Genomic DNA, 21,959 nt, shown 5'->3' with positions numbered 1-21,959 from the left:
GGGGGCATCAGGCCCTCGGTGGTTCCTTCTCGAACAGCTGCCGCATGACTTCCAGGTAACGCCGTGCACCCAGCCCCAGCGGGCGCGGCTTGACCCAGATGATGTCGACCCACAAGCGCAACCGGCTGGCCATGTTGTCGAAGCGCACCTCCGCCAGCGCGCCCGAAGCAATCAACGGTTCAACCAACGGTTGCGGCAGATAGGCCCAACCGAGGCCCGATTGCACCAGGTCCAGCGTGGCCAGGTAGCTGTCGGTCAGCCAGATGCGCCGCGACAGTACCATGCGCGGGTCCGACCCGGTGGCCTTGCCGGACGCCACGATGATCTGCCGCTGTTCGGCGAAAGCCTCTTCCGGCAACGGCGTGCCGCTGTTCTGCCCGGCCGGGTGGCGGGGCGAGGCAACGGCCACCAGCAACTGGCTGCCGGCCTCCAGGAATGACTCGCGCTCGTCGATACCGGGCCGTTCGAAGACCAGCGCCAATTGCACGCTGCCGTCATGCAGCAGGCGGATGGCTTCGGCCTGGGTGGCCGAGCGCACCTCGATTTCCAGGCTGGGAAATTCCTGGGCGAGGGTTTCCAGTGGCTGGTTCCAGGGGCCGGTCTGCAGCTCGGGCGCCATGGCGATGGTCAGGCGCTTTTCCAGGCCCTTGTGCAGTTGCAGGGCCTGGGCGTCGAGCAGGTTGAGCTGGCAGATCACCTGCCTGGCCTGGGGCTCCAGCGCCAGGGCGGCACTGGTGGGCAAGGCTTTGCGCGTGGCCCGGTCGAACAGCGGTAGGTCCAGCTCCGCTTCCAGTTGGGCGATGGCCATGCTCACGGCCGAAGGTACACGGCCCAGCTTGCGGGCGGCAGCGGAGAACGAGCCTGCCTCCAGCACCGCGAGGAAGATTGCCAGGGAGTCGCTGGTAAAGGCCATTGTCAGAAAACCTGATGACGAGGAAGCGTTGTGGCCGAAAAGTATGAACACTCCTCGGCCAGCTGCGCAATTCCTTACAGGCCCTCGGAGAGCACCCGGTCGATGCTGTCGACAAAGTAGTCCACGCTCGCCCGGCTGGTGCACATCGGAGGCTTGATCTTGAGGATGTTCAGGTAGTCGCCGGTCGGCTGCATGAAGATGCCCAGGTCACGCAGGCGGTTGCACAGGGCCATGGTTTCCTCGGTGGCCGGCTCCAGGGTTGTGCGGTCGCGCACCAGTTCCAGCCCCAGGTAAAAGCCCGAACCATGCGCCGCGCCGGCCAGCGGGTGCTTGTCGACCAGTGCCTGCAGGCGTGCCTTGAAGTAGCGCCCGGTGTCACGGGCGTTGTCCCACAGGCCTTCTTCCTGCATCACGTCCAGCACCGCCATGCCGATACGGCAACTGACCGGGCTGCCACCGGCCGAGGAGAAGAAGTAGCCCTCGGCTTCCAGTGCTTCGGCGATCTCGCGGCGGGTGATGACTACGCCCAGCGGTTGGCCGTTGCCCATGCCCTTGGCCATGGTGATGATATCGGGCACCACACCCTGTTCCTCGAAGCCCCAGAAGTACTCGCCCAGGCGGCCATAACCGACCTGTACCTCGTCGGCGATGCACACGCCGCCCCGCGCACGGACTTTGGCATAGGCTTCGCGCAGGTAACCGGCCGGCAACGAAATACCACCGGCATTGCCGTACACCGGCTCGCAGATGATGCCCGCCAACTGGCGGCCACGGGCGTCGAGGTCGGCCAGCTTGGCGTCGACGTCGCGCAGGTAGTCGGTGGCGCTGTCGGCGCCACGGAAGCGGCCACGGAAGGTGTTCGGCGCCTCGACCGGGTGCACCCAGTCCGGGCGGGTTTCCAGGGCCTGCGGGTTGTCGGCGATGGAGGTGGAAATGGCATCGGTGGCCACCGACCAGCCGTGGTAGGCCTCCAGCACGCTGAGCAGGTCGCGTCCGCCGCTGTAGGCCCAGGCCAGGCGAATCGCAAGGTCGTTGGCTTCGGTACCGCTGTTGACCATGAACACCCGGTCGAAACCTTCGGGCGCCAACGCCAGCAGGCGTTCGGAGAACTCGCTGATGGCCGCGTAATGGAAGCGCGAGTTGGTGTTCAGCAGCGACCATTGCCGCGCCGACTCGGCGACCATGCGCGGGTGGCCGTGGCCCAGTACCGCGACGTTGTTGAGCATGTCCAGGTAGGAGCGGCCCTGCATGTCGATCAGGTAGTTGCGCCAGCCGCGTTCGATGTGTGGCGGTTGGGCGTAGTAGTGCTTCTGTGAGCGGGCGAAGCTGGCGTCGCGGCGGGCCAGCAGGGCCTGCGGGTCAGGGAGCGGCTCGGCGTTGCAGTCGAAGCCCAGCAGCGCAGCTGGCGACGGGCACAGGGCCAGCCAGGCGGTCGCCTGGGACGGGGTGGCGAAGAACGGTGGCTGGATGCTGTTATCCAGGCACAGCTGCACACTGAGGAAGCCACAACTGCTGCCCAGCGACTGGCCTTTTTCCACGGCCTGGCCATTTGCAGGCGCGTCTTCCAGGCCTTGCAGCCACAGGGCCCAGTGCGCGCTGCGCAGGCAGCCACGGCCGTCGCCATGGCGCTGCCAGGTGCCGGTATCGGGCGCTTGCACCAGGCTGCCGTTGGGCACATGCAGCTCGACGCCCAGGGCGCAGGTGGCGGGTTCTTCAGGGCGGTCGATGTGGGTTTGCGACAGGCGATATTGCCCGTGCAGGCTGCAGGCTGGGGCCGGTTGCGTGGTCAGCAGGTGCTGGTCGAAGCCCGGTTGCTCCCAGTTGCCCGCCTCGCAATGCACGCTGAGCACGCCCAGGTCGACCCGCGTCACTGGCTGCCCTTTCAGTTCAGGGAGCAGGGGGGCGCAGCTGCTCAGGTCCGGCGTGGCGGGTTGCAGGCCCGCAGCTTGCAGGATGGCAGCTTCCATCAACGCGAAAGGTACCGCGGTGGCCGTGTCGAAGATTTCCCATTCATGGGCGATGTTGTCGCGGGTGTACTGGTTGCCGGGGTCGACGGCGAGCTGCTGTTCGCTGCTCAGCACCAGTACGGCAGCGCGGTTCAGCACCAACGGCCACAGGGCGCGTAGTTCGGGCTCGGTCAGCGGGTTGAGCGCCTGGTAGGCCTGCACTGCAGGCAGGATGCGCAGTGGGTCACCCTCGGCGTGGTGCAACAGCGCAGCGCAGGTCACCGACAGGTCGGCGATGCGCCAGGTGCGCAACAGGTCGCCGAAATCGATCACCCCTTGCAGTTGCCACTGGCGCTGGGCATCACGGGCCCACACGGTGTTGTCGTCGGTGATGTCCAGATGCACGGCCTGGCTTGGCAGTTGATCGACCAGCGGTATCAGACGCTCGCTGGCCTGGCGGGTGGCGTGTTCGATGCGGGCGCGCTGCCCGCTGTCCTGCAGCACCGGCAGCAGGTGATCGATCAGTGCCTGGGCATGCTGCGGGTCCCATTGCAGGGTGCGCGCCAGGCCTGCGTGATCGAAATCGGCAAGCGCCTTGTCCAGCTTCGCACAGAGCCCGCCCAGTTCAGCCATCAGGCGTGGCTCCATGTGCTTGAGGCGGGTCAACGGTTGGCCTTCGATGTAATCGAGCAGGCGCAGGCGCAGTGGTTGCGCGTCGATGTCCAGATCCAGCAATCCCGCGCCGTTGTGGGCTGCGCGCACGGCAGGTACCGGCAAACCTTGATCGCGCAGGAAGGCCAGGGCGGCGTGTTGCGCTTCCAGTTCCAGCTGGGCATAGCTGCCGTGGCAGGCCTTCAGCACATAGCCACCCTGCGGTGTGCTCACGTGGAAGTTCAGGTCTTGCTGGCTGCCCAGTACCGAAAGGTTACCGGCAAGGCCGTAGTGGGCCTGCAGCACGGTGTGTGCCTGCGCTTCGCTCAGCGTTGGGCTGGGCAGGCCGGAGCGCTGGATCAGAGTGGCCAAGGCAGGGGAGGCGGGCTGGTTCTGTGGGCTGGACATGGGCTCTACCGTTGGTGCTGGGAGTTGACGGTTGAGAATTTATGCCCGATCCGGCTGATGATGGAAGACGATTGTTGTCAAAAAAACTGATAACAAGGCTGAGTTATAGAAAATCCGATACTTGCGTTGATGCTCTTCCTCGGGCTTGACCTTGGAGCGTACTCCAGGCTTTAGGCTGCAGCCTTCGTTGATTGAGAGGGCAGTGGACATGTGGAGTAACACGCAGTATCGCAAGCTGGTGCGGGCCAGCGGTATCTATGATCTGGTGGTTACCATCGGCTTTGCGACACCCTGGAGTTTTGCCCTGTTGCATGGGTGGTTGAGTGGGCTGCATGACACGTTTGGGCTGGCGGGTGAAATTCCGCTGTTTGGAGCGATGCACGTCATGATGGCCAACCTGATGGGGTCGATTGTGTGCGTGTGGGCGTGGTTGCGGGTTCGCCACCCTGAGTATCGGTTTGGTCGTTACGATGCAGCGGGGAGGGTGCTGTTTTCGGCGTGGCAGGTGTATGCGCTGGTCAATGGCGCCTCAGCGCTGATCTGGGGTGTCCTGGTGCTGGAAGTGCTGTGGGCTATTGCCCAGTTGGCACCGGTCTCACGAACGCACGCTATCCCAGTGGGAGGGGCCTTTCGCGACACAAGGCCGCTCCCACAAAGACCGCGCTAGCGGGTCATGCGTTTGCGTGTTTCTTCATCGAGTGTGCGCCTCAAGGAGGCCAGAAACGGTAAGGCATCGGTATAGCGGCGGCCATATTCCAGGTTGAACGCGTAGTCGAAGCCAGGCGGGTTATCGCCTTGGGTGTGCTGCAGGATGGTTTCGATCTTGTCCAGTGCCTTGACCACTTTGGCTTCTGGCGAGTCCGCCGCTTCATACTCGTCGAACAGGGCAACGATGTTGTCCTGCATCGAGGGTTCGAGCATCGAGGTCATGGAGATGAGGTCCTGTCGTTCACTCATGCTCTTGTTTGGCGTTGCCTGCGCTTCAGGCGCAGGAACATCGCCACTCAACGCTTCCCCAAGGTCATGAACCAGGCACAGCTTGAGCACCTTGCAGATATCGACATCACCCAGTTCTTCCTCGAACACCAGCGCCAGCAACGCCAGCCGCCAACTGTGCTCGGCCGTGCTTTCACGCCGGCCTGTCGACGTGTGGGCACTGCGTGTCACGCTCTTGAGCTTTTCGGCTTGGCGCAGGAATTCGAGTTTTCCATGAAGGTTGTGATTTGGCACGACGGGTGACCTCTTGCTGTTGCAGAGGTAAATCATCGGCTCGCCGTTTGCCTGCGTCCACGCATTAAATATGCGCCAGGGTTTCGACCAGCCTGGCAGTCGACCCATCCGACAGTGTGAATCGGGTCCAACGGCACAGGCTGTGCTGGATGGGCACCACTGCCGAGTCATTTGTGCCGGTGGAGAACTCCAGCGCCGGGGAGGCCAGGTTGTCGCGCCAGCCGATGCCTGCCAAGCGCTGTTCCTGGCTGGCGATTTCCTCTGTTGCGAATGGCCACAGCGAGACACCCAGCAAGTCACTGACGGGCACACTGAACTCAGCCTCGCGGGAAGATGAGCAGGCCAGCAGGCGGTGGGTGAGGTCGCACACCAGGTGCACAGGTTGCGAACTGCCCGACACAAGGCGCGCCAGTGCGTGGTCCGCGGCACTGCTGAGCCTGGCTTTGAGCAAGGCTTCGATACGCGCCCGCTGCTCGGGCTCGGCGTCCTGCACGCCCGACTCCCAGCGAGAAATGGTCGACTGGCACACCCCGAACATCTGCGCGGCATGCAGCTGTTTGACCCGGTTCAGCACGCGCCAGTGTTTTAGCATCGGGCCGATGGGTGTGTTGCGAAGTGAAGGTGAGATGTTCATATCTGTCTTCCATGCTTGCGCCAAAGGCCTATATGCATATAGATGATGTGGCGCGGTACTTCGAGCGTGTAGGCGGCCATTCTCAGCGCATCATGCCCAGCTCGGCTCATCCATCAGATCCGAAGATTGCTCGCGGGCCTCTTCGCGGGCACGCCCGCTCCCACAGGTACTGTGCAAGTCTTGAAGTCTGTGGTGACCTTGTGGGCGCTGGCTTGCCGCACAAAAGCTAACTGGCCGCATCCACCTCCAGAAACGCCGCCTCCAGCAACTGCCGGGTATACGGGTGCTGCGGCGCATGGAAGATCGCCTGGGCATCCCCTTGTTCCACCACATGCCCGTGCTTGATCACCATCAACTGGTGGCTCAACGCCTTGACCACCGCCAGGTCATGGCTGATAAACAGGTAGGTCAGGTTGTATTTCTGCTGCAGATTACGCAGCAGTTCCACCACCTGCCGTTGCACCGTGCGGTCCAGCGCTGACGTAGGCTCGTCCAGCAGGATCAGCGCCGGCTTCAACACCAACGCCCGGGCAATCGCAATGCGCTGGCGCTGCCCACCGGAAAACTCATGTGGGTAGCGATGCCGCGTGCGCGGGTCCAGCCCCACTTCCTCCAGGGCCGCAATAATCGCAGCTTCCTGTTCCTGCGCCGTGCCGATGCGGTGAATGCGCAACCCTTCACCGACGATGTCCTCCACGCACATGCGTGGGCTCAGGCTGCCAAACGGGTCCTGAAACACCACCTGCATTTCCCGGCGCAACGGGCGCACGGCCTTCTGGTTCAGCCCTTCCAGGTTCTGCCCATGGAAGCGAATGCCGCCCTGGCTGGAGATCAGCCGCAAGATCGCCAAACCCAAAGTCGACTTGCCCGACCCGGACTCGCCGACAATCCCCAGTGTCTGCCCCTGTGGCAAGCTGAAGTTGACCCCGTCCACCGCCTTCACATGGTCGACCGTGCGCCGCAGCAAGCCCTTCTTGATCGGGAACCACACCTTGAGGTCATCCACCTCCAGCAACGGTGCGCCCACCGGGTTGTGCGCCGGCAGCCCGCTGGGCTCGGCATTGATCAGCATTTGCGTGTAGTGGTGCTGCGGTGCGCTGAACAGCCTGGCGCATTCGGCCTGCTCGACAATCTGCCCGCGCTGCATCACGCACACGCGGTGGGCGATGCGCCGCACCAGGTTCAGGTCATGGCTGATCAGCAGCAGGGCCATGCCCAAACGCGCCTGCAGTTCCTTGAGCAGGTCGAGAATCTTCAACTGCACGGTCACATCCAGCGCCGTGGTCGGCTCATCCGCAATCAGCAGCTCCGGCTCGTTGGCCAGTGCCATGGCGATCATCACCCGCTGGCGCTGGCCGCCGGACAATTCGTGGGGCAGGGCCTTCAGGCGCTTGCGTGGCTCGGGAATGCCGACCATCTCCAGCAGTTCCAGGGTGCGCGCGGTTGCTTCCTTGCCGGTCAGGCCTTTGTGCAGCAGGAGGATCTCGTTGATCTGCTTCTCGATGCAGTGCAACGGGTTCAGCGAGGTCATCGGTTCCTGGAAGATCATCGCAATGCGGTTGCCGCGAATGCGCTGCATGGTCTTCTCGTTCTGCTGCAGCAGGTCCTTGCCTTCGTAGCGGATGCTGCCGCTGGGGTGGCGGGCCAAAGGGTAGGGCAGCAGGCGCAGAAGCGAGTGCGCGGTGACCGATTTGCCCGAGCCACTCTCGCCCACCAGTGCCAGCGTTTCACCCTTGCGGATATCGAAGCTGATGCCGTCCACCACGCGGTGGGCCTGGTCACCGGTGACGAACTCCACCGACAGGTCGCGCACTTCGATCAGGTTCTGTTCACTCATGTCACTTCCTCGGGTCGAAGGCATCGCGGGCGGATTCGCCGATGAACACCAGCAGGCTCAGCATCAGCGCCAGCACGGCGAAGGCGCTGATGCCCAGCCACGGGGCCTGCAGGTTGGACTTGCCCTGGGCCACCAGCTCGCCCAGCGACGGCGCGCCCGGCGGCAGGCCGAAGCCGAGGAAGTCCAGGGCGGTGAGGGTGCCGATGGCGCCGGTGAGAATGAACGGCATGAAGGTCATGGTCGAGATCATGGCGTTGGGCAGGATGTGCCGGTACATGATCGCGCCGTTGCGCATCCCTAACGCGCGGGCGGCGCGCACGTATTCCAGGTTGCGCCCGCGCAGGAACTCGGCGCGCACCACGTCCACCAGGCTCATCCACGAGAACAGCAGCATGATGCCCAGCAACCACCAGAAGTTGGGCTGCACGAAGCTGGCCAGGATGATCAGCAGGTACAGCACCGGCAGGCCTGACCAGACTTCCAGGAAGCGCTGCCCGGCCAGGTCGACCCAGCCGCCATAGAAGCCCTGCAGGGCGCCGGCGATCACGCCGACGATGGAGCTGAGCAGGGTCAGCGTCAGGGCGAACAGCACCGAAATGCGGAAGCCGTAGATCACCCGTGCCAGCACGTCGCGGCCCTGGTCGTCGGTGCCCAGCCAGTTGTCCGCCGAGGGCGGGGCCGGGGCGGGTACGCGCAGGTCGTAGTTGATGCTCTGGTAACTGAACGGGATCGGCGCCCACAGCACGAAGCTGTCTTTCTTCTCAAGCAGTTCGCGGATGTACGGGCTCTTGTAGTTGGCTTCCAGTGGGAATTCGCCGCCGAAGGTGGTTTCCGGGTAGCGCTTGAACGCCGGGAAGTACCATGCGCCGTCGTAGCGCACGGCAATCGGCTTGTCGTTGGCGATCAGCTCGGCGCCCAGGCTCAGACCGAACAGGATCAGGAACAGCCACAGCGACCACCAGCCACGGCGGTTGGCCTTGAAGCGCTCGAAGCGCCGGCGGTTGAGGGGGGACAAGGCCATGTCAGTGCTCCCGGCTGGCGAAGTCGATGCGTGGATCGACCAGGGTGTAGGTCAGGTCGCCGATCAGTTTCACCACCAGCCCCAGCAGGGTGAAGATGAACAGGGTGCCGAAGACCACCGGGTAGTCGCGGTTGATGGCCGCCTCGAAACTCATCAGGCCGAGGCCGTCGAGGCTGAAGATCACCTCGATCAGCAAGGAGCCGGTGAAGAAAATGCCGATGAACGCCGAAGGGAAACCGGCAATCACCAGCAGCATGGCGTTGCGGAACACATGGCCGTACAGCACCCGTGGCCGGCTCAGGCCCTTGGCCTTGGCGGTGACCACGTACTGCTTGTTGATCTCGTCGAGGAAGCTGTTCTTGGTCAGCAAGGTCATGGTGGCGAAGTTGCCGATGACCAGCGCGGTGATCGGCAGCACCAGGTGCCAGAAGTAGTCCAGCACCTTGCCGGTGGTGCTCAGTTCGTCGAAATTGTTGGAGGTGAGGCCACGCAGCGGGAACCAGTCAAAGTAGCTGCCGCCGGCGAACAGCACGATCAGCAAGATGGCGAACAGGAACGCCGGGATGGCGTAGCCGACGATGATCGCCGAGCTGGTCCACACGTCGAAATGGCTGCCGTGGCGCACGGCCTTGGCGATGCCCAGCGGGATCGACACCAGGTACATGATCAAGGTGCTCCACAGCCCCAGCGAAATCGACACCGGCATCTTCTCGATGATCAGGTCGATGACCTTGGCATCGCGGAAGAAGCTGTCGCCGAAGTCCAGCCGGGCGTAGTTCTTGATCATGATCCACAGGCGCTCGGGCGGCGACTTGTCGAAGCCGTACATGCGCTCGATTTCGGCGATCAGCGCCGGGTCCAGGCCCTGGGCTCCACGGTAGTTGGAGCCAGCCACGGACACTTCGGCACCACCCCCGGCAATGCGGCTGGTGGCACCTTCGAAACCTTCGAGCTTGGCGATCATCTGCTCGACCGGGCCGCCGGGGGCGGCCTGGACGATGATGAAGTTGATGATCAGGATGCCGAACAGGGTCGGGATGATCAGCAGCAGACGGCGCAGGATGTAGGCCAGCATGTCATTCGGCCTCGTCTGCAGGGGCTGCGCTGACGGCCGGGGTTACGCCGGGTTTGATCCACCAGGTGTCGATGCCGATGTCGTACTTGGGCGAGACGTCCGGGTGGCCGATGTGGTTCCAGTAGGCCACGCGCCAGGTCTTGATGTGCCAGTTGGGGATCACGTAGTAGCCCCATAGCAGCACACGGTCGAGGGCCCGGCAGTGGTCGATCAGGCTCTGCCGCGAATCGGCATTGATCAGCTGTTCCACCAGCTGGTCGATGGCCGGGTCGCGCAGACCGATGAAGTTGCGGCTGCCGGGGTTGTCGGCGGCGGCACTGGACCAGAACTCGCGCTGCTCGTTGCCCGGGGAGTTGGACTGCGGGTAGCCACCGACGATCATGTCGTAGTCACGCGAGCGCAGGCGGGTGATGTACTGGGAAACGTCCACCCGGCGGATGTTCAGGTCGATGCCAAGGTCGGCGAGGTTGCGCTTGAACGGCAGCAGGATGCGTTCGAACTCGGTCTGTGCCAGCAGGAACTCGATGCTCACCGGCTTGCCCTGGGCGTCGACCATCTTGTCGTCGACAATTTTCCAGCCGGCTTCCTGCAGCAGCTTGTAGGCCTGGCGCTGTTGCTCGCGGATCATGCCGCTGCCGTCGCTGACCGGGTTGTGGAAGGCTTCGCTGAACACCTGCTCGGGGACTTTGCCACGCAGCGGTTCGAGGATTTTCAGCTCGCTGGGGCCGGGCAGGCCGCGGGCGGCCATTTCCGAGTTGTCGAAGTAGCTGCCGGTACGGGTATAGGCGCCGTTGAACAGCTGCTTGTTGGTCCACTCGTAGTCCAGCAGAAGGCTCAACGCCTGGCGCACACGCACGTCCTGGAACACCGGGCGGCGGATGTTGAAGATGAAACCCTGCATGCCGGTGGGGTTGCCGTTGGGCAGCTCTTCCTTGATCAGCCGGCCGTCGCGCACGGCGGGCACGTTGTAGGCGGTGGCCCAGTTTTTTGCGCTGACTTCCAGGCCATAGTCGAAGGCCCCGGCCTTGAGGGCCTCGAGGGCGACGGTGGTGTCACGGTAGGAGTCGAACGTCATGACGTCGAAGTTGTAGAAGCCGCGGTTGATCGGCAGGTCCTTGGCCCAGTAGTCCTTGACCCGTTCGTAGCGCACCGAGCGCCCGGCCTTGACCTCGGCGACCTTGTATGGGCCGCTGCCCAGCGGGATTTCCAGGTTGCCGCGGTTGAAATCGCGGTTTTCGTACCAGTGCTTGGGCAGTACCGGCAACTGGCCGAGAATCAGCGGTAGCTCGCGGTTGTTCTTGTGCTTGAACTTGAACAGCACCTTCAGCGGGTCTTCGGCGACCACTTCGGCGACGTCGGCATAATACTGGCGGTACAGCGGCGCACCGTCCTTGATCAGGGCATTGAAGGTGAACACCACGTCGTCGGCACGCATCGGGTGGCCGTCATGGAAGCGGGCTTCCGGGCGCAGGTAGAAGCGTACCCAGCTATTGTCGGGTGCTTTCTCGATCTTGCCGGCAACCAGGCCGTATTCGGTGAATGGCTCGTCCTGGCTCTGACGCATCAGGGTGTCGTAGATGATGCCGATATTCTCGGCCGGCACGCCCTTGTTGATGAACGGGTTGAGGCTGTCGAAGCCGCCGAAACTGGACTGGCGGAAGGTGCCGCCCTTGGGCGCATCAGGGTTGACGTAGTCGAAGTGCTTGAAGTCGGCCGGGTACTTGGGGGGCTCGTCGTACAGGGTGAGCGCGTGTTGTGGTGCGGCCAGGGCGGGAAGGCTCAGGCAGGCGAGCAACAGGCTGCCAGCCAGCCGGCGCAGTCGGTGCGTTGGCGTCATTGGGCTTTCTCCGAAGTCTTGATCCACCAGCTGTTCAGCCCGAGGGTGTAGGGCGGCGTGGTGACGAAGGCGAACCGGTTGCGGTAGGCCAGGCGATGATTGTCGAGGTACCAGTTGGGGATCATGTAGTACTGCCATGAGAGCACGCGGTCCAGGGCGCGGGCGGCGGCGACCTGATCATCGCGGGTGCGGGCGGCGAGCAGGGTGTCGAGCAGATGGTCGACCACCGGGTCCTTCACCCCAGCATAGTTCTTGCTGCCCTTGGTCGCGGCCTGGCTGGAATGGAAGTACAGCCATTGTTCGAGGCCAGGGCTCAGGGTCTGGTTCAGGGTCATCAGAATCATGTCGAAATCGAACTGGTCCAGACGTTGTTTGTACTGGGCGCGGTCCACGGTGCGCAAGCGCGCATCGATGCCGATGCTGGCCAGATTTTCGACATAAGGTTGCAGGATGCGTTCAAGGTTGGGGTTTACCAGCAGCAGCTCCATGTGCAGCTGCTGGCCCTTGCTGTCGACCAGGCGCTGGCCGTTCAGCTTCCAGCCGGCCTCGGCGAGCAGGCCGAGGGCCTGGCGCAGGGTCTGACGGCTGATGCCACGGCCATCGGTCTGGCTGACCGTGTAAGGCTCGCTGAACAGCCTGGCCGGCAACTGGTCACGGAACGGCGCCAGCAGCAGCCACTCCTTGCCGGTGGGCAGGCCGGTGGCGGCGAATTCGCTGTTGGGGTAGTAGCTGGTCGAGCGGCGGTAGGCGCTGCTGAACAGCGCGCGGTTGGTCCACTCGAAGTCGAGCATCAGCCCCAGCGCCTGGCGTACCCGTGGGTCGCTGAAGGTCGCCCGGCGGCTGTTCATGAACAGGCCCTGGGTTTGCGTGGGGATGCGGTGCGGGATCTGCGCCTTGATTACCTCGCCCCGGCGCACGGCCGGGAAGTTGTAACCGTTGGCCCAGTTCTTCGCCTGGTGCTCTATGTAGATGTCGAACTCGCCGGCCTTGAATGCTTCGAAGGCCACCGTGGCGTCGCGGTAGAACTCGTATTCCACGCGGTTGAAGTTGTACTTGCCACGGTTCACCGCCAGGTCCTTGCCCCAGTAGTTCTTCACCCGCTCGAACACCAGCCGGCGCCCAGGCTGGACCTGAGTGATGCGGTAGGGGCCGCTGCCTAGCGGGGGCTCGAAGGTGGTGGCCTTGAAGTCGCGCTTTTGCCAGTAGTGCTTGGGTAGCACCGGCATTTCGCCCAGGCGCAGGATCAGCAGCGGGTTACCGGCGCGCTTGAACACGAAGCGAATGCGCAGTGGGCCGAGGATGTCCACCCGCTGCACTTCCTGCAGGTTGGTGCGGTAGATCGGGTGGCCGTCCTTGAGCAGCGTGCGGTAGGAGAAGGCCACGTCTGCCGAGGTGATCGGCTTGCCGTCATGCCAGTGGGCTTCCGGGCGCAGGTTGAACACCACCCAGCTGCGGTCCTCGCTGTACTCCACCGAGCGGGCGATCAGGCCGTAGCTGGAGGTCGGTTCGTCGCCGGACGGGTCGTACTGGCCGGTGCCGACCATCAGCGGCTCGTTCAGCTCGCTGATGCCGTATTGCTGGAAATTGGGCGTGGTAATCGGGCTCGACCCCTTGAAGGTGTAGGGGTTGAGGGTGTCGAAGGTACCGAAAGCCATGGCCCGCAAGGTGCCGCCCTTGGGCGCTTGCGGGTTGACCCAGTCGAAATGGGTGAATGTGGCTGGGTACTTGAGCGTGCCGAACTGCGCGTATCCGTGGCTTTCGCTCACCATCGCGGCTGCGGGAAAGCTCAAGGCCAGGCTGAGAGACAGCAGGAGGGGACGTATCAAGTCGGCATCCGATCCAGAGGCGTTGGGCTTTGATCGGGGTACAGTAACAGTTTGGCCAGAGTGGAGAAAGAGCACCGCGCGCAGTGCTCTTTGCTATGTCATCTGGTCGGGAAGCTGTTTATTGGGGTGGGTTTATCGAGGGGCCGGGTAAGTGAGTCCCGCTCCACAATGCCTATTCGATTTCCACCCTCCAGAGGCACAAACTCGATCACGTATGTTTTGCCGTGCTGGTCAGTTAATTGCCATTGATACGGATCATGAAAACTATCATTCTCCGAAAAACGACGCATGCCGTACCTGAGCCGGATTGCGTTCATCTGGCCGGGTGTTTGATTGATGGGTACTCTGGTTGTCTCACCGACTTCACGTCCTATAGTGAACGCTCGTGGGGGGCCAACCGCAAACGCGTAATGTAAGTAAGCGGTATTGTTACGTGTTAGCTGGCCGGGTGCGAATTCTCCGAACGCGACTCGCACGTAGTAGAGGGCTGCACGTTGATAGATTTCACCATAGTAATAGCACACTGACTTTTCAATGCGCAGTGAAGGATCTTTGAAGCGTACGGTGTAGATATCATGATCGTCGAGCGGGTTACGATTACCGTCGCGGCGAGAGATCTCAAATATTTTTGTCATGGGATATCCTCAAGTTAGGAGACCCATTGTCAAAAAAGATTGGGTTGTGAATGCACTAAATATTGCTTGCACCCGGGCCTACGGCCAACGGTTACAGGTCGTTTTGGTGCATGCCTGGTGTGCAGCCTGTGTCAGTTTTAATGGGACAGGTAGACGGTCAGGGTCTGGCCTGGCTTCAGGGCATGGCCGCTGCGTGGGTTCCAGCGCTTGAGGTGCTTCATTTCCACGTTGAAGCGCTTGGCCACCAGGTACAGCGAATCGCCTTTGCGTACCTTGTACTGCGTGGAGCGCTGCCCGGAGGCGGCCACCCGATTGCCAGCAGCGCTCGGTGCGTCGCCACCACGCAGGGCCAGGACCTCGCCGGCGCGTACGCTGTTGCCGGAGAGGCGGTTCCAGCGTTTGATGTCCTTGACCGAAACGCGGTTGGCCTTGGCGATGGTGCCCAGGTTGTCGCCGCGCTTGACCCGGTAGCTGCGCGCCGCCACCGGTGCCTTGGCTTCGGCCACGGCGCGGGCGAACACGGCCTTGTTCGGCTGAAGGCTGACCAGTTGCTCGGGCTTTAGGTTGGACAGGCTGTCGCTCAGCAGCTGCGCCTTGGCGGTCGGTACCAGCAGCTGTTGCGGGCCGTCCACGGTCATGCGCTTCTTGAATGCCGGGTTGAGCTGGATCAGCTCGTCTTCGTCGATATTGGCGAAGGCCGCTACCCGCGACAGATCGAGGCGGTCGTTGATGGCCACCGCCTCGAAGTAGGGTTCGTTGGCGATCGGGCTCAGGTTCACGCCATAGGCCTCCGGCGTGAGCACCACCTGCGACAGGGCCAGCAGCTTGGGCACATAGTCGCGGGTTTCCTGCGGCAGCGGCAGGTTCCAGTAATCGGTGGGCAGGCCGAGCCGTTCGTTGCGCTCGATGGCGCGGCTGACGGTGCCTTCGCCGGCGTTGTAGGCAGCCAGGGCCAGCAGCCAGTCACCGTTGAACATGTCGTGCAGGCGGCTGAGGTAGTCCAGCGCGGCGTTGGTCGAAGCGGTCACGTCGCGACGGCCATCGTAGAAGTTGGTCTGGCGCAGGTTGAAGTGGCGGCCGGTGGACGGAATGAACTGCCACATGCCCGCGGCATGGGCGCGCGAGTAGGCCATCGGGTTGTAGGCACTTTCGATGGCTGGCAGCAGGGCCAGCTCCAGCGGCATGTCGCGCTCTTCGAGGCGTTCGACGATGTAGTGCAGGTAGAGGCTGCCACGCTCGCCAGCACTTTCGATGTAGCTTGGGTTGCTGGCGAACCACAGGCGTTGCTGCTCGATGCGCGGGTTGACGTCGATGTTGTCCTGCAGGGCAAAGCCCTGGCGCATGCGTTCCCACACGTCCTGTGGTGCCTGCTCGGCCGGCTTGGCCAGCAGCGGTGAAGGCTTGTGCTTGATCCGCGCCTGGTAGTTGTGCGCGCGAACGCTATCGGATTCGTCGAGCTGACGGGTGCTCTGGCAGCCCACCAGGGTGGCGGCCAGGGCCAGCGCACTGATTTGGGCCAGGCGCGTCAGGGCGACGGAATGAGAGGTTCTGCGGCTACGGGAAGACATCGGCTGACACAGGTTTCCGGGCGAAAAATTTCGGCGATTCTAGAAACCGCTCCGGGCCTGGTCAACCTTTGACCATCGCTTGCGATATATCTTGAGGTTATCAGAAGGTGTCCTTCCAAGACCTCAAGGCAGCAAAAACAGCGACATGCGTGGGGTTTGAATGCCCCTTCCATTCGTCTGCTTTTTGTTTAACTAATGTTTCAGAGGTACGCAGGAAGGGGTTGGTCAGGCGTTCCAGGCCAATCGTTGATGGCAAGGTGATGCGATTGTCGGCACGCAAACGGGTAACGTCTTCGAACCGCTGCTGAACGTGCGGATTGCCGGGTTCCACCGCCTTGGCGAATCGCAGGTTGTTCAAGGTGTATTCGTGGGCGCAGTACACCTCGGTCTGCTCTGGCAGGGCCGCCAGGCGGGCGAGGGCGGGCTGCATCTGTTCGGGGGTGCCCTCGAACATGCGCCCGCAACCGGCGGCGAACAGGGTATCGCCGCTGAACAGCAGCGGCGTTGCCGGCTGGTCGCTGAACAAGGCGATATGCCCCAGGGTATGGCCGGGCACGGCCAGCACCTGGAAGGTCACGCCCAGCACGGTCACCTGGTCGCCTTCGTCCAGTGCCAGGTCACGGCAGGGAATGCGTTCTTGGGCCGGGCCGCAGACCCGCGCGCCGGTCAGTTGCTTGAGGCGTTCCACCCCGCCAACGTGGTCGTTGTGGTGGTGGGTGACCAGGATGTCGCTCAGTACCCACTCGGGGTTGGCTGACAGCCAGCGTTCCACTGGGCCGGCGTCACCCGGATCGACCACCGCGCAGCGGCGTTTGGCAGTATCCTGTAACAACCAGATGTAGTTGTCGGAGAAAGCGGGGAGAGCATCGATCTGTATCATGGTGCGGATCCGATTCGCCTAGCGTGGCACATGAGGGCATCTTAGCCGCGATGGCGCGGTGCGAGAACCTTCGAGGGAGAGCGCAATGACCGACCAAGCCTTTGCCCAGGCCGACCCGGACTGGGTCGAGCTGATCAGCCTGGCCCGTGAGTGGTTCAATGGCCCACTCGGCCAACTGATGCTCAAGGAGGAGGAAAAACTGCTGGAAGAAGAGCTTGGACGCTTCTTCGGGGGGTACCTTGTGCACTACGGGCCCTGCGCCGAGCCGCCGCCCAGCGCGCCCCAGGTGCAGCGCAACGTGCGCCTCGGTGCGCCGCTGCCGGGGGTGGAGATTGTCTGCGAGGAGCAGGCCTGGCCGCTGAGCGAGCATGCCGCCGACGTGGTGGTGCTGCAGCATGGCCTGGATTTCTGCCTGTCGCCCCATGGCCTGCTGCGCGAGGCGGCCAGCGCCGTGCGCCCTGGCGGGCACCTGCTGATCGTCGGGATCAACCCGTGGAGCAGTTGGGGCATGCGCCATTTCTTCAGCCACGACGCCTTGCGCAAGGCCCGTTGCATCTCGCCGTCGCGGGTGGGCGACTGGCTCAACCTGCTGGGCTTCGCGCTGGAGAAACGCCGCTTTGGGTGCTATCGTCCGCCGCTTGCCTCCCCGGCCTGGCAGCAACGCCTGGCGGGCTGGGAGCGGTTGGCCGGCGGCTGGCAGAGTTCCGGCGGCGGGGTATACCTGCTGGTGGCGCGCAAGATGGTGGTGGGCCTGCGGCCGTTGCGCCCGGAGCGTCGCGAGCCGATGGGCAAGTTGCTGCCCCTGCCACTGGCCAAGGTCAACCGCACGGCGGCCAACCCGGATACCGAAAAGCACTGAACATGAGTGGTACATGAGCGAAAGCGTCGAGATGTTTACCGATGGTGCCTGCAAGGGCAACCCTGGCCCTGGCGGCTGGGGCGTCCTTATGATCTACAAGGGCGTCGAGAAGGAACTGTGGGGCGGCGAACGCGAAACCACCAACAACCGCATGGAACTGATGGCCGCGATCCAGGGGCTGATGGCGCTGAAGCGCGAATGCGAGGTGGTGCTGACTACCGACTCGCAGTACGTGATGAAAGGCATCAACGAATGGATGGTCAACTGGAAGAAGCGTGGTTGGAAAACCGCGGCCAAGGAACCGGTGAAGAACGCCGACCTGTGGCAGCAGCTGGATGAGCAGGTCAACCGCCACAAGGTGACCTGGAAGTGGGTGCGTGGCCATATCGGCCACCCCGGCAACGAGCGCGCCGACCAGCTGGCCAACCGTGGGGTCGATGAGGTGCGCGCGCAGCGTTGAGCTGGGGTACAATTCCGGCCTTTGTAACTGATGCAAGTTGGAGCGCCCCGCGTGGAGCAGCAGCAAGATAAACGGTTCGTCATTCTCGATACCGAAACCACGGGTATGCCGGTCAGCGAAGGCCACCGGATCATCGAGATCGGCTGTGTCGAGGTAATCGGCCGGCGCCTGACCGGGCGGCACTTCCACGTCTACCTGCAGCCGGACCGCGAGAGTGACGAGGGCGCGATCAACGTCCACGGCATCACCGATGCCTTCCTGGTCGGCAAGCCACGCTTTGGCGATGTCGCCGAGGAGTTCTTCGAATTCATCCAGGGCGCCACCCTGGTCATCCACAACGCGACGTTCGACGTTGGTTTCATCAACAACGAATTTGCCTTGCTGGGCCAGCAGGACCGCGCGGACATTTCGCAGCACTGCACCATCCTCGACACCCTGCTGCTGGCGCGCTCGCGCCACCCGGGGCAGCGCAACAGCCTGGACGCGCTGTGCAAACGCTACGACATCGACAACTCGGGCCGTGAACTGCACGGCGCATTGCTCGACTCGGAATTGCTGGCTGACGTCTACCTGGCGATGACCGGTGGCCAGACCAGCCTGTCGCTGGCTGGGCATGGGGCAGAAGCCGAGAGTGAAGGGTCGGGTGCTGGTGGTAGCGAGATTCGCCGTATTACCGGGCGGGCGCCCGGGCGGGTGATCATGGCAAGTGCCGAGGAGCTGGAGGCGCATGCCGAGCGCCTGGCGGCCATTGCCAAGTCGGCGGGTGGGCCATCCATGTGGCAGGCTCTGACCGAGACACCTGCTGGCTGATCTTTCGCCTGTACCGGCTTCTTCGCGGGCGCGCCCGCTTCCACAGGTACTGTGAAAGGCTCCAGTGTAGGAGCGGGCGTGCCCGCGAAGAGGCCGGTCCTGACAACACAGGTTCTACTACCCTGAAATGGACGACATGTCCTTCGGAGGTAGCCACCTGATGTACAAGGACCTCAAGTTCCCCATCCTCATCGTCCATCGCGCCATCAAGGCCGACAGCGTCGCTGGCGAGCGCGTGCGGGGCATCGCCGAGGAACTGCGCCAGGACGGCTTTGCCATCCTCGCCGCCGCCGACCATGCCGAGGCATGCCTGGTCGCTGCCACCCACCACGGCCTGGCCTGCATGCTGATCGCCGCCGAGGGTGTCGGTGAGAATACCCACCTGCTGCAGAGCATGGCCGAGCTGATCCGCCTGGCCCGCCTGCGCGCGCCCAACCTGCCGATTTTTGCCCTGGGCGAACAGGTGACCCTGGAAAACGCCCCCGCCGAAGCCATGAGCGAGCTCAACCAGCTGCGCGGCATCCTCTACCTGTTCGAAGACACCGTGCCGTTTCTCGCCCGCCAGGTGGCGCGTGCCGCACACACCTACCTGGACGGCCTGCTGCCACCGTTCTTCAAGGCCCTGGTGCAGCACACCGCGCAGTCCAACTATTCCTGGCACACCCCGGGCCACGGCGGCGGCGTGGCCTACCACAAAAGCCCGGTGGGCCAGGCCTTTCACCAGTTCTTCGGGGAAAACACCCTGCGCTCGGACCTGTCCGTTTCCGTGCCAGAGCTGGGCTCGCTGCTCGATCACACCGGCCCCTTGGCCGAAGCCGAGGCCAGGGCCGCGCGCAACTTTGGCGCCGATCACACCTTCTTCGTCATCAATGGCACCTCCACGGCCAACAAGATCGTCTGGCACGCCATGGTCGGCCGTGACGACCTGGTGCTGGTGGATCGCAACTGCCACAAATCGGTGGTGCACGCGATCATCATGACCGGTGCCATTCCGCTGTACCTGTGCCCCGAGCGCAACGAGCTGGGCATTATCGGCCCGATCCCGCTCAGCGAGTTCAGCCCCGAGGCGATCCAGGCGAAGATCCAGGCCAACCCTCTTGCCCGTGATCGCGGGCAGCGTATCAAGCTGGCGGTGGTGACCAACTCCACCTATGACGGCCTGTGTTACCACGCAGGGCTGATCAAGCAGACCCTGGGCGCGAGTGTCGAGGTGCTGCACTTCGACGAGGCCTGGTTCGCCTATGCGGCGTTCCACGAGTTCTTCACCGGGCGCTATGCCATGGGCACGGCCTGCGCGGCAGACAGCCCGCTGGTATTCAGCACCCATTCCACCCACAAGTTGCTGGCCGCGTTCAGCCAGGCCTCGATGATTCATGTGCAGGACGGGGCCAGGCGTCAGCTGGACCGTGACCGCTTCAACGAAGCGTTCATGATGCACATCTCGACATCGCCGCAGTACAGCATCCTCGCCTCGCTGGACGTGGCCTCGGCCATGATGGAAGGGCCGGCCGGGCGTTCGCTGCTGCAAGAAATGTTCGACGAGGCGCTGAGCTTTCGCCGTGCCTTGGCTAACCTGCGCGAGCACATCGCCGCCGACGACTGGTGGTTCAGCATCTGGCAGCCGCCGAACGCCGAGGGCATCCACCGCCTGGCCGCGCAGGACTGGCTGCTACAGCCTGGGGCGGAGTGGCATGGCTTTGGCGAGGTGGTAGACGACTATGTGCTGCTCGACCCGCTGAAGGTGACCCTGGTAATGCCGGGCCTGAGCGCGGGCGGTGCGCTGGGCGAGCATGGCATCCCGGCGGCGGTTGTCAGCAAGTTCCTCTGGGAGCGGGGGCTGGTGGTGGAGAAAACCGGTCTGTACAGCTTCCTGGTGCTGTTCTCCATGGGCATCACCAAGGGCAAGTGGAGCACCTTGCTTACCGAGTTGCTGGAGTTCAAACGCCACTATGACGGCAATATCGCCCTGAGCAACTGCCTGCCGAGTGTGGTGGCTGCCGATGCCTCACGCTACCAGGGCATGGGCCTGCGCGACCTGTGCGACCAGCTGCATGGCTGCTACCGCACCAATGCCACGGCCAAGCAGCTGAAGCGGCTGTTCACGCGCTTGCCGGAGGTGGCCGTGAGCCCGGCACGTGCCTATGACCAGATGGTGCGCGGTGAGGTGGAGGCGGTGCCGATCGAGGCGCTGTCGGGACGGGTGGCGGCGGTAATGCTGGTGCCTTACCCGCCGGGTATTCCGTTGATCATGCCGGGAGAGCGGTTCACCGAGGCGACCCGCTCGATACTCGATTACCTGGCATTCGCCCGGGCGTTCAACCAGGGCTTCCCTGGGTTTGTCGCCGACGTGCATGGCCTGCAGAACGAAAGTGGCCGCTACACGGTGGACTGCATCAAGGAATGCGAATGATCTCGACGCCGCTGCGCGCCAGTTCGAAGCGGTTTTCACCCAGGTGGTTGACCTTGTCGCCGATGGCCAGGCGGTAGGTGGTGATGGGAACGCCCAGCGTGCTGCCGTCGGTTTGCAGGGTCGGCTCCTGGAACTCGTGCACGGGATAGATGCGGCCTTCGGCGTCACGGGCGTGGAATTGGCCGACCATTACTGCTGCCATTTGGGTGGAAACCTCTGAATTGCGTGGGAAATGTCTGCAGGCATAGACCGTGGAACAGCGTCGGAAGTTTTCGCCCCGCGGAAAAAAAACCAAAGCGCCGAGGAACGGTCATCTATAACTACAACGTCCCTTTACCCAGCAGAGGTTGGAAATTGCCATGAGCCAGGTGTATTCGGTAGCGGTGGTCGTCGGTAGCTTGCGCAAGGACTCTTACAACCGCAAGATCGCCCGCGCACTCTCGGAGCTGGCGCCGTCCAGCCTTGCCCTGAAAATCGTCGAGATTGGCGATTTGCCGTTGTACAACGAGGATATCGAGGCCGAAGCGCCGGACGCGTGGAAGCGTTTTCGCGACGAGATCCGCCGCAGTGATGCGGTGCTGTTCGTTACCCCGGAGTACAACCGCTCGGTACCTGGCGGCCTGAAGAATGCCATCGATGTGGGTTCGCGGCCCTACGGGCAAAGCGCCTGGAGTGGCAAGCCGGCGGCGGTGGTCAGTGTGTCGCCGGGGGCCATTGGTGGCTTTGGCGCCAATCATGCCGTGCGCCAGTCGCTGGTGTTTCTGGACATGCCGTGCATGCAGATGCCCGAGGCCTACATTGGCGGTGCGGCGAGCCTGTTCGAGGATTCGGGCAAGCTCAACGACAAGACCCGGCCGTTCTTGCAGGCGTTCATTGACAAGTTCGCTTCCTGGGTGAAGTTGAACAGGGCGGTTTGAGGCCTGTTCGTTCAGGCGCCGGTCATCAAAGGGGCCGCGCAG

19 protein-coding genes are annotated in these 21,959 nt (G+C 63.4%); 6 read left to right on the top strand and 13 right to left on the bottom strand.

Going from position 1 to position 21,959, the window contains the following annotated elements; all coding sequences use genetic code 11:
- Positions 1 to 7: 7 nt before the first annotated feature.
- Both A4C63_RS11045 and A4C63_RS11040 read right to left on the bottom strand, forming a co-directional pair.
- Positions 8 to 913, bottom strand: coding sequence for a LysR family transcriptional regulator (locus A4C63_RS11045; protein WP_063912694.1), 906 nt, complete (start codon positions 911 to 913; stop codon positions 8 to 10).
- A 74-nt stretch (positions 914 to 987) separates the two neighbouring features.
- Positions 988 to 3,918 (bottom strand): aminotransferase, encoded by a 2,931-nt coding sequence (locus tag A4C63_RS11040; protein WP_063912693.1) that lies wholly within the window; start codon positions 3,916 to 3,918, stop codon positions 988 to 990.
- 208 nt (positions 3,919 to 4,126) lie between these two features.
- Between A4C63_RS11040 and A4C63_RS11035 the strand changes: the two genes are divergently transcribed.
- A complete protein-coding gene (locus A4C63_RS11035) occupies positions 4,127 to 4,585 on the top strand; it encodes a hypothetical protein (RefSeq protein ID WP_063913074.1) in 459 nt (152 codons plus the stop codon).
- On the opposite strand, the gene A4C63_RS11030 is transcribed toward A4C63_RS11035, so the two are convergent.
- The 10 genes from A4C63_RS11030 to gloB form a co-directional block, all read right to left on the bottom strand.
- Positions 4,582 to 5,184 carry an HD domain-containing protein gene (locus A4C63_RS11030; protein ID WP_063912692.1) on the bottom strand — a complete coding sequence of 201 codons (603 nt, stop codon included), beginning with the start codon at positions 5,182 to 5,184 and terminating at the stop codon, positions 4,582 to 4,584. The genes A4C63_RS11035 and A4C63_RS11030 overlap by 4 nt on opposite strands.
- Before the next feature lie 28 nt (positions 5,185 to 5,212).
- Positions 5,213 to 5,782 carry a helix-turn-helix transcriptional regulator gene (locus tag A4C63_RS11025; protein ID WP_063912691.1) on the bottom strand — a complete coding sequence of 190 codons (570 nt, stop codon included), beginning with the start codon at positions 5,780 to 5,782 and terminating at the stop codon, positions 5,213 to 5,215.
- 226 nt (positions 5,783 to 6,008) lie between these two features.
- Positions 6,009 to 7,619 carry an ABC transporter ATP-binding protein gene (locus tag A4C63_RS11020; protein ID WP_063912690.1) on the bottom strand — a complete coding sequence of 537 codons (1,611 nt, stop codon included), beginning with the start codon at positions 7,617 to 7,619 and terminating at the stop codon, positions 6,009 to 6,011.
- Position 7,620: 1 nt separating this feature from the next.
- A complete protein-coding gene (locus A4C63_RS11015; RefSeq protein WP_063912689.1) occupies positions 7,621 to 8,640 on the bottom strand; it encodes an ABC transporter permease in 1,020 nt (339 codons plus the stop codon).
- 1 nt (position 8,641) lies between these two features.
- Positions 8,642 to 9,715, bottom strand: a complete 1,074-nt coding sequence (locus A4C63_RS11010; protein WP_009686399.1) for a microcin C ABC transporter permease YejB — start codon at positions 9,713 to 9,715, stop codon at positions 8,642 to 8,644.
- Position 9,716: 1 nt separating this feature from the next.
- Positions 9,717 to 11,552 carry an extracellular solute-binding protein gene (locus tag A4C63_RS11005; protein ID WP_063912688.1) on the bottom strand — a complete coding sequence of 612 codons (1,836 nt, stop codon included), beginning with the start codon at positions 11,550 to 11,552 and terminating at the stop codon, positions 9,717 to 9,719.
- A complete protein-coding gene (locus tag A4C63_RS11000; RefSeq protein WP_218186507.1) occupies positions 11,549 to 13,378 on the bottom strand; it encodes an extracellular solute-binding protein in 1,830 nt (609 codons plus the stop codon). Before A4C63_RS11000 ends, A4C63_RS11005 begins: the two co-directional genes overlap by 4 nt.
- Positions 13,379 to 13,476: 98 nt before the next feature.
- The gene (locus tag A4C63_RS26315; RefSeq protein ID WP_156510873.1) at positions 13,477 to 14,013 is read right to left on the bottom strand and encodes a hypothetical protein; all 537 of its coding nucleotides are present in this window, start codon (positions 14,011 to 14,013) and stop codon (positions 13,477 to 13,479) included.
- 137 nt (positions 14,014 to 14,150) lie between these two features.
- A complete protein-coding gene (locus tag A4C63_RS10995; RefSeq protein ID WP_063912686.1) occupies positions 14,151 to 15,581 on the bottom strand; it encodes a lytic transglycosylase domain-containing protein in 1,431 nt (476 codons plus the stop codon).
- Positions 15,582 to 15,681: 100 nt separating this feature from the next.
- Positions 15,682 to 16,461, bottom strand: coding sequence for a hydroxyacylglutathione hydrolase (gene gloB / locus A4C63_RS10990; protein ID WP_063912685.1), 780 nt, complete (start codon positions 16,459 to 16,461; stop codon positions 15,682 to 15,684).
- A gap of 85 nt (positions 16,462 to 16,546) precedes the next feature.
- On the opposite strand from gloB, the gene A4C63_RS10985 reads away from it, so the two are divergent.
- The 4 genes from A4C63_RS10985 to A4C63_RS10970 all read left to right on the top strand — a co-directional run bounded on the left by A4C63_RS10985 (position 16,547) and on the right by A4C63_RS10970 (position 21,000).
- Positions 16,547 to 17,320, top strand: a complete 774-nt coding sequence (locus A4C63_RS10985) for a class I SAM-dependent methyltransferase (protein WP_063912684.1) — start codon at positions 16,547 to 16,549, stop codon at positions 17,318 to 17,320.
- Positions 17,321 to 17,333: 13 nt separating this feature from the next.
- Complete coding sequence (gene rnhA, locus A4C63_RS10980; protein WP_016711609.1) at positions 17,334 to 17,780, top strand: ribonuclease HI; 447 nt, start codon at positions 17,334 to 17,336, stop codon at positions 17,778 to 17,780.
- A gap of 51 nt (positions 17,781 to 17,831) precedes the next feature.
- Entirely contained in the window at positions 17,832 to 18,590 is a 759-nt protein-coding gene (gene dnaQ, locus A4C63_RS10975) for a DNA polymerase III subunit epsilon (RefSeq protein ID WP_063912683.1), read from the top strand.
- Between the two features lie 160 nt (positions 18,591 to 18,750).
- Positions 18,751 to 21,000, top strand: coding sequence for an Orn/Lys/Arg decarboxylase N-terminal domain-containing protein (locus A4C63_RS10970; protein WP_063913073.1), 2,250 nt, complete (start codon positions 18,751 to 18,753; stop codon positions 20,998 to 21,000).
- Here the strand turns inward: A4C63_RS10970 and A4C63_RS10965 are convergent.
- Positions 20,984 to 21,202 (bottom strand): hypothetical protein, encoded by a 219-nt coding sequence (locus A4C63_RS10965; RefSeq protein ID WP_063912682.1) that lies wholly within the window; start codon positions 21,200 to 21,202, stop codon positions 20,984 to 20,986. The genes A4C63_RS10970 and A4C63_RS10965 overlap by 17 nt on opposite strands.
- A gap of 157 nt (positions 21,203 to 21,359) precedes the next feature.
- Between A4C63_RS10965 and chrR the strand changes: the two genes are divergently transcribed.
- Positions 21,360 to 21,917 (top strand): class I chromate reductase ChrR, encoded by a 558-nt coding sequence (chrR, locus tag A4C63_RS10960; RefSeq protein WP_063912681.1) that lies wholly within the window; start codon positions 21,360 to 21,362, stop codon positions 21,915 to 21,917.
- Positions 21,918 to 21,959: the final 42 nt, after the last annotated feature.

It is taken from the genome of Pseudomonas sp. p21 (assembly GCF_001642705.1).
Classification (GTDB): domain Bacteria; phylum Pseudomonadota; class Gammaproteobacteria; order Pseudomonadales; family Pseudomonadaceae; genus Aquipseudomonas.
This window is presented reverse-complemented; position numbering and strand designations above follow the sequence as displayed.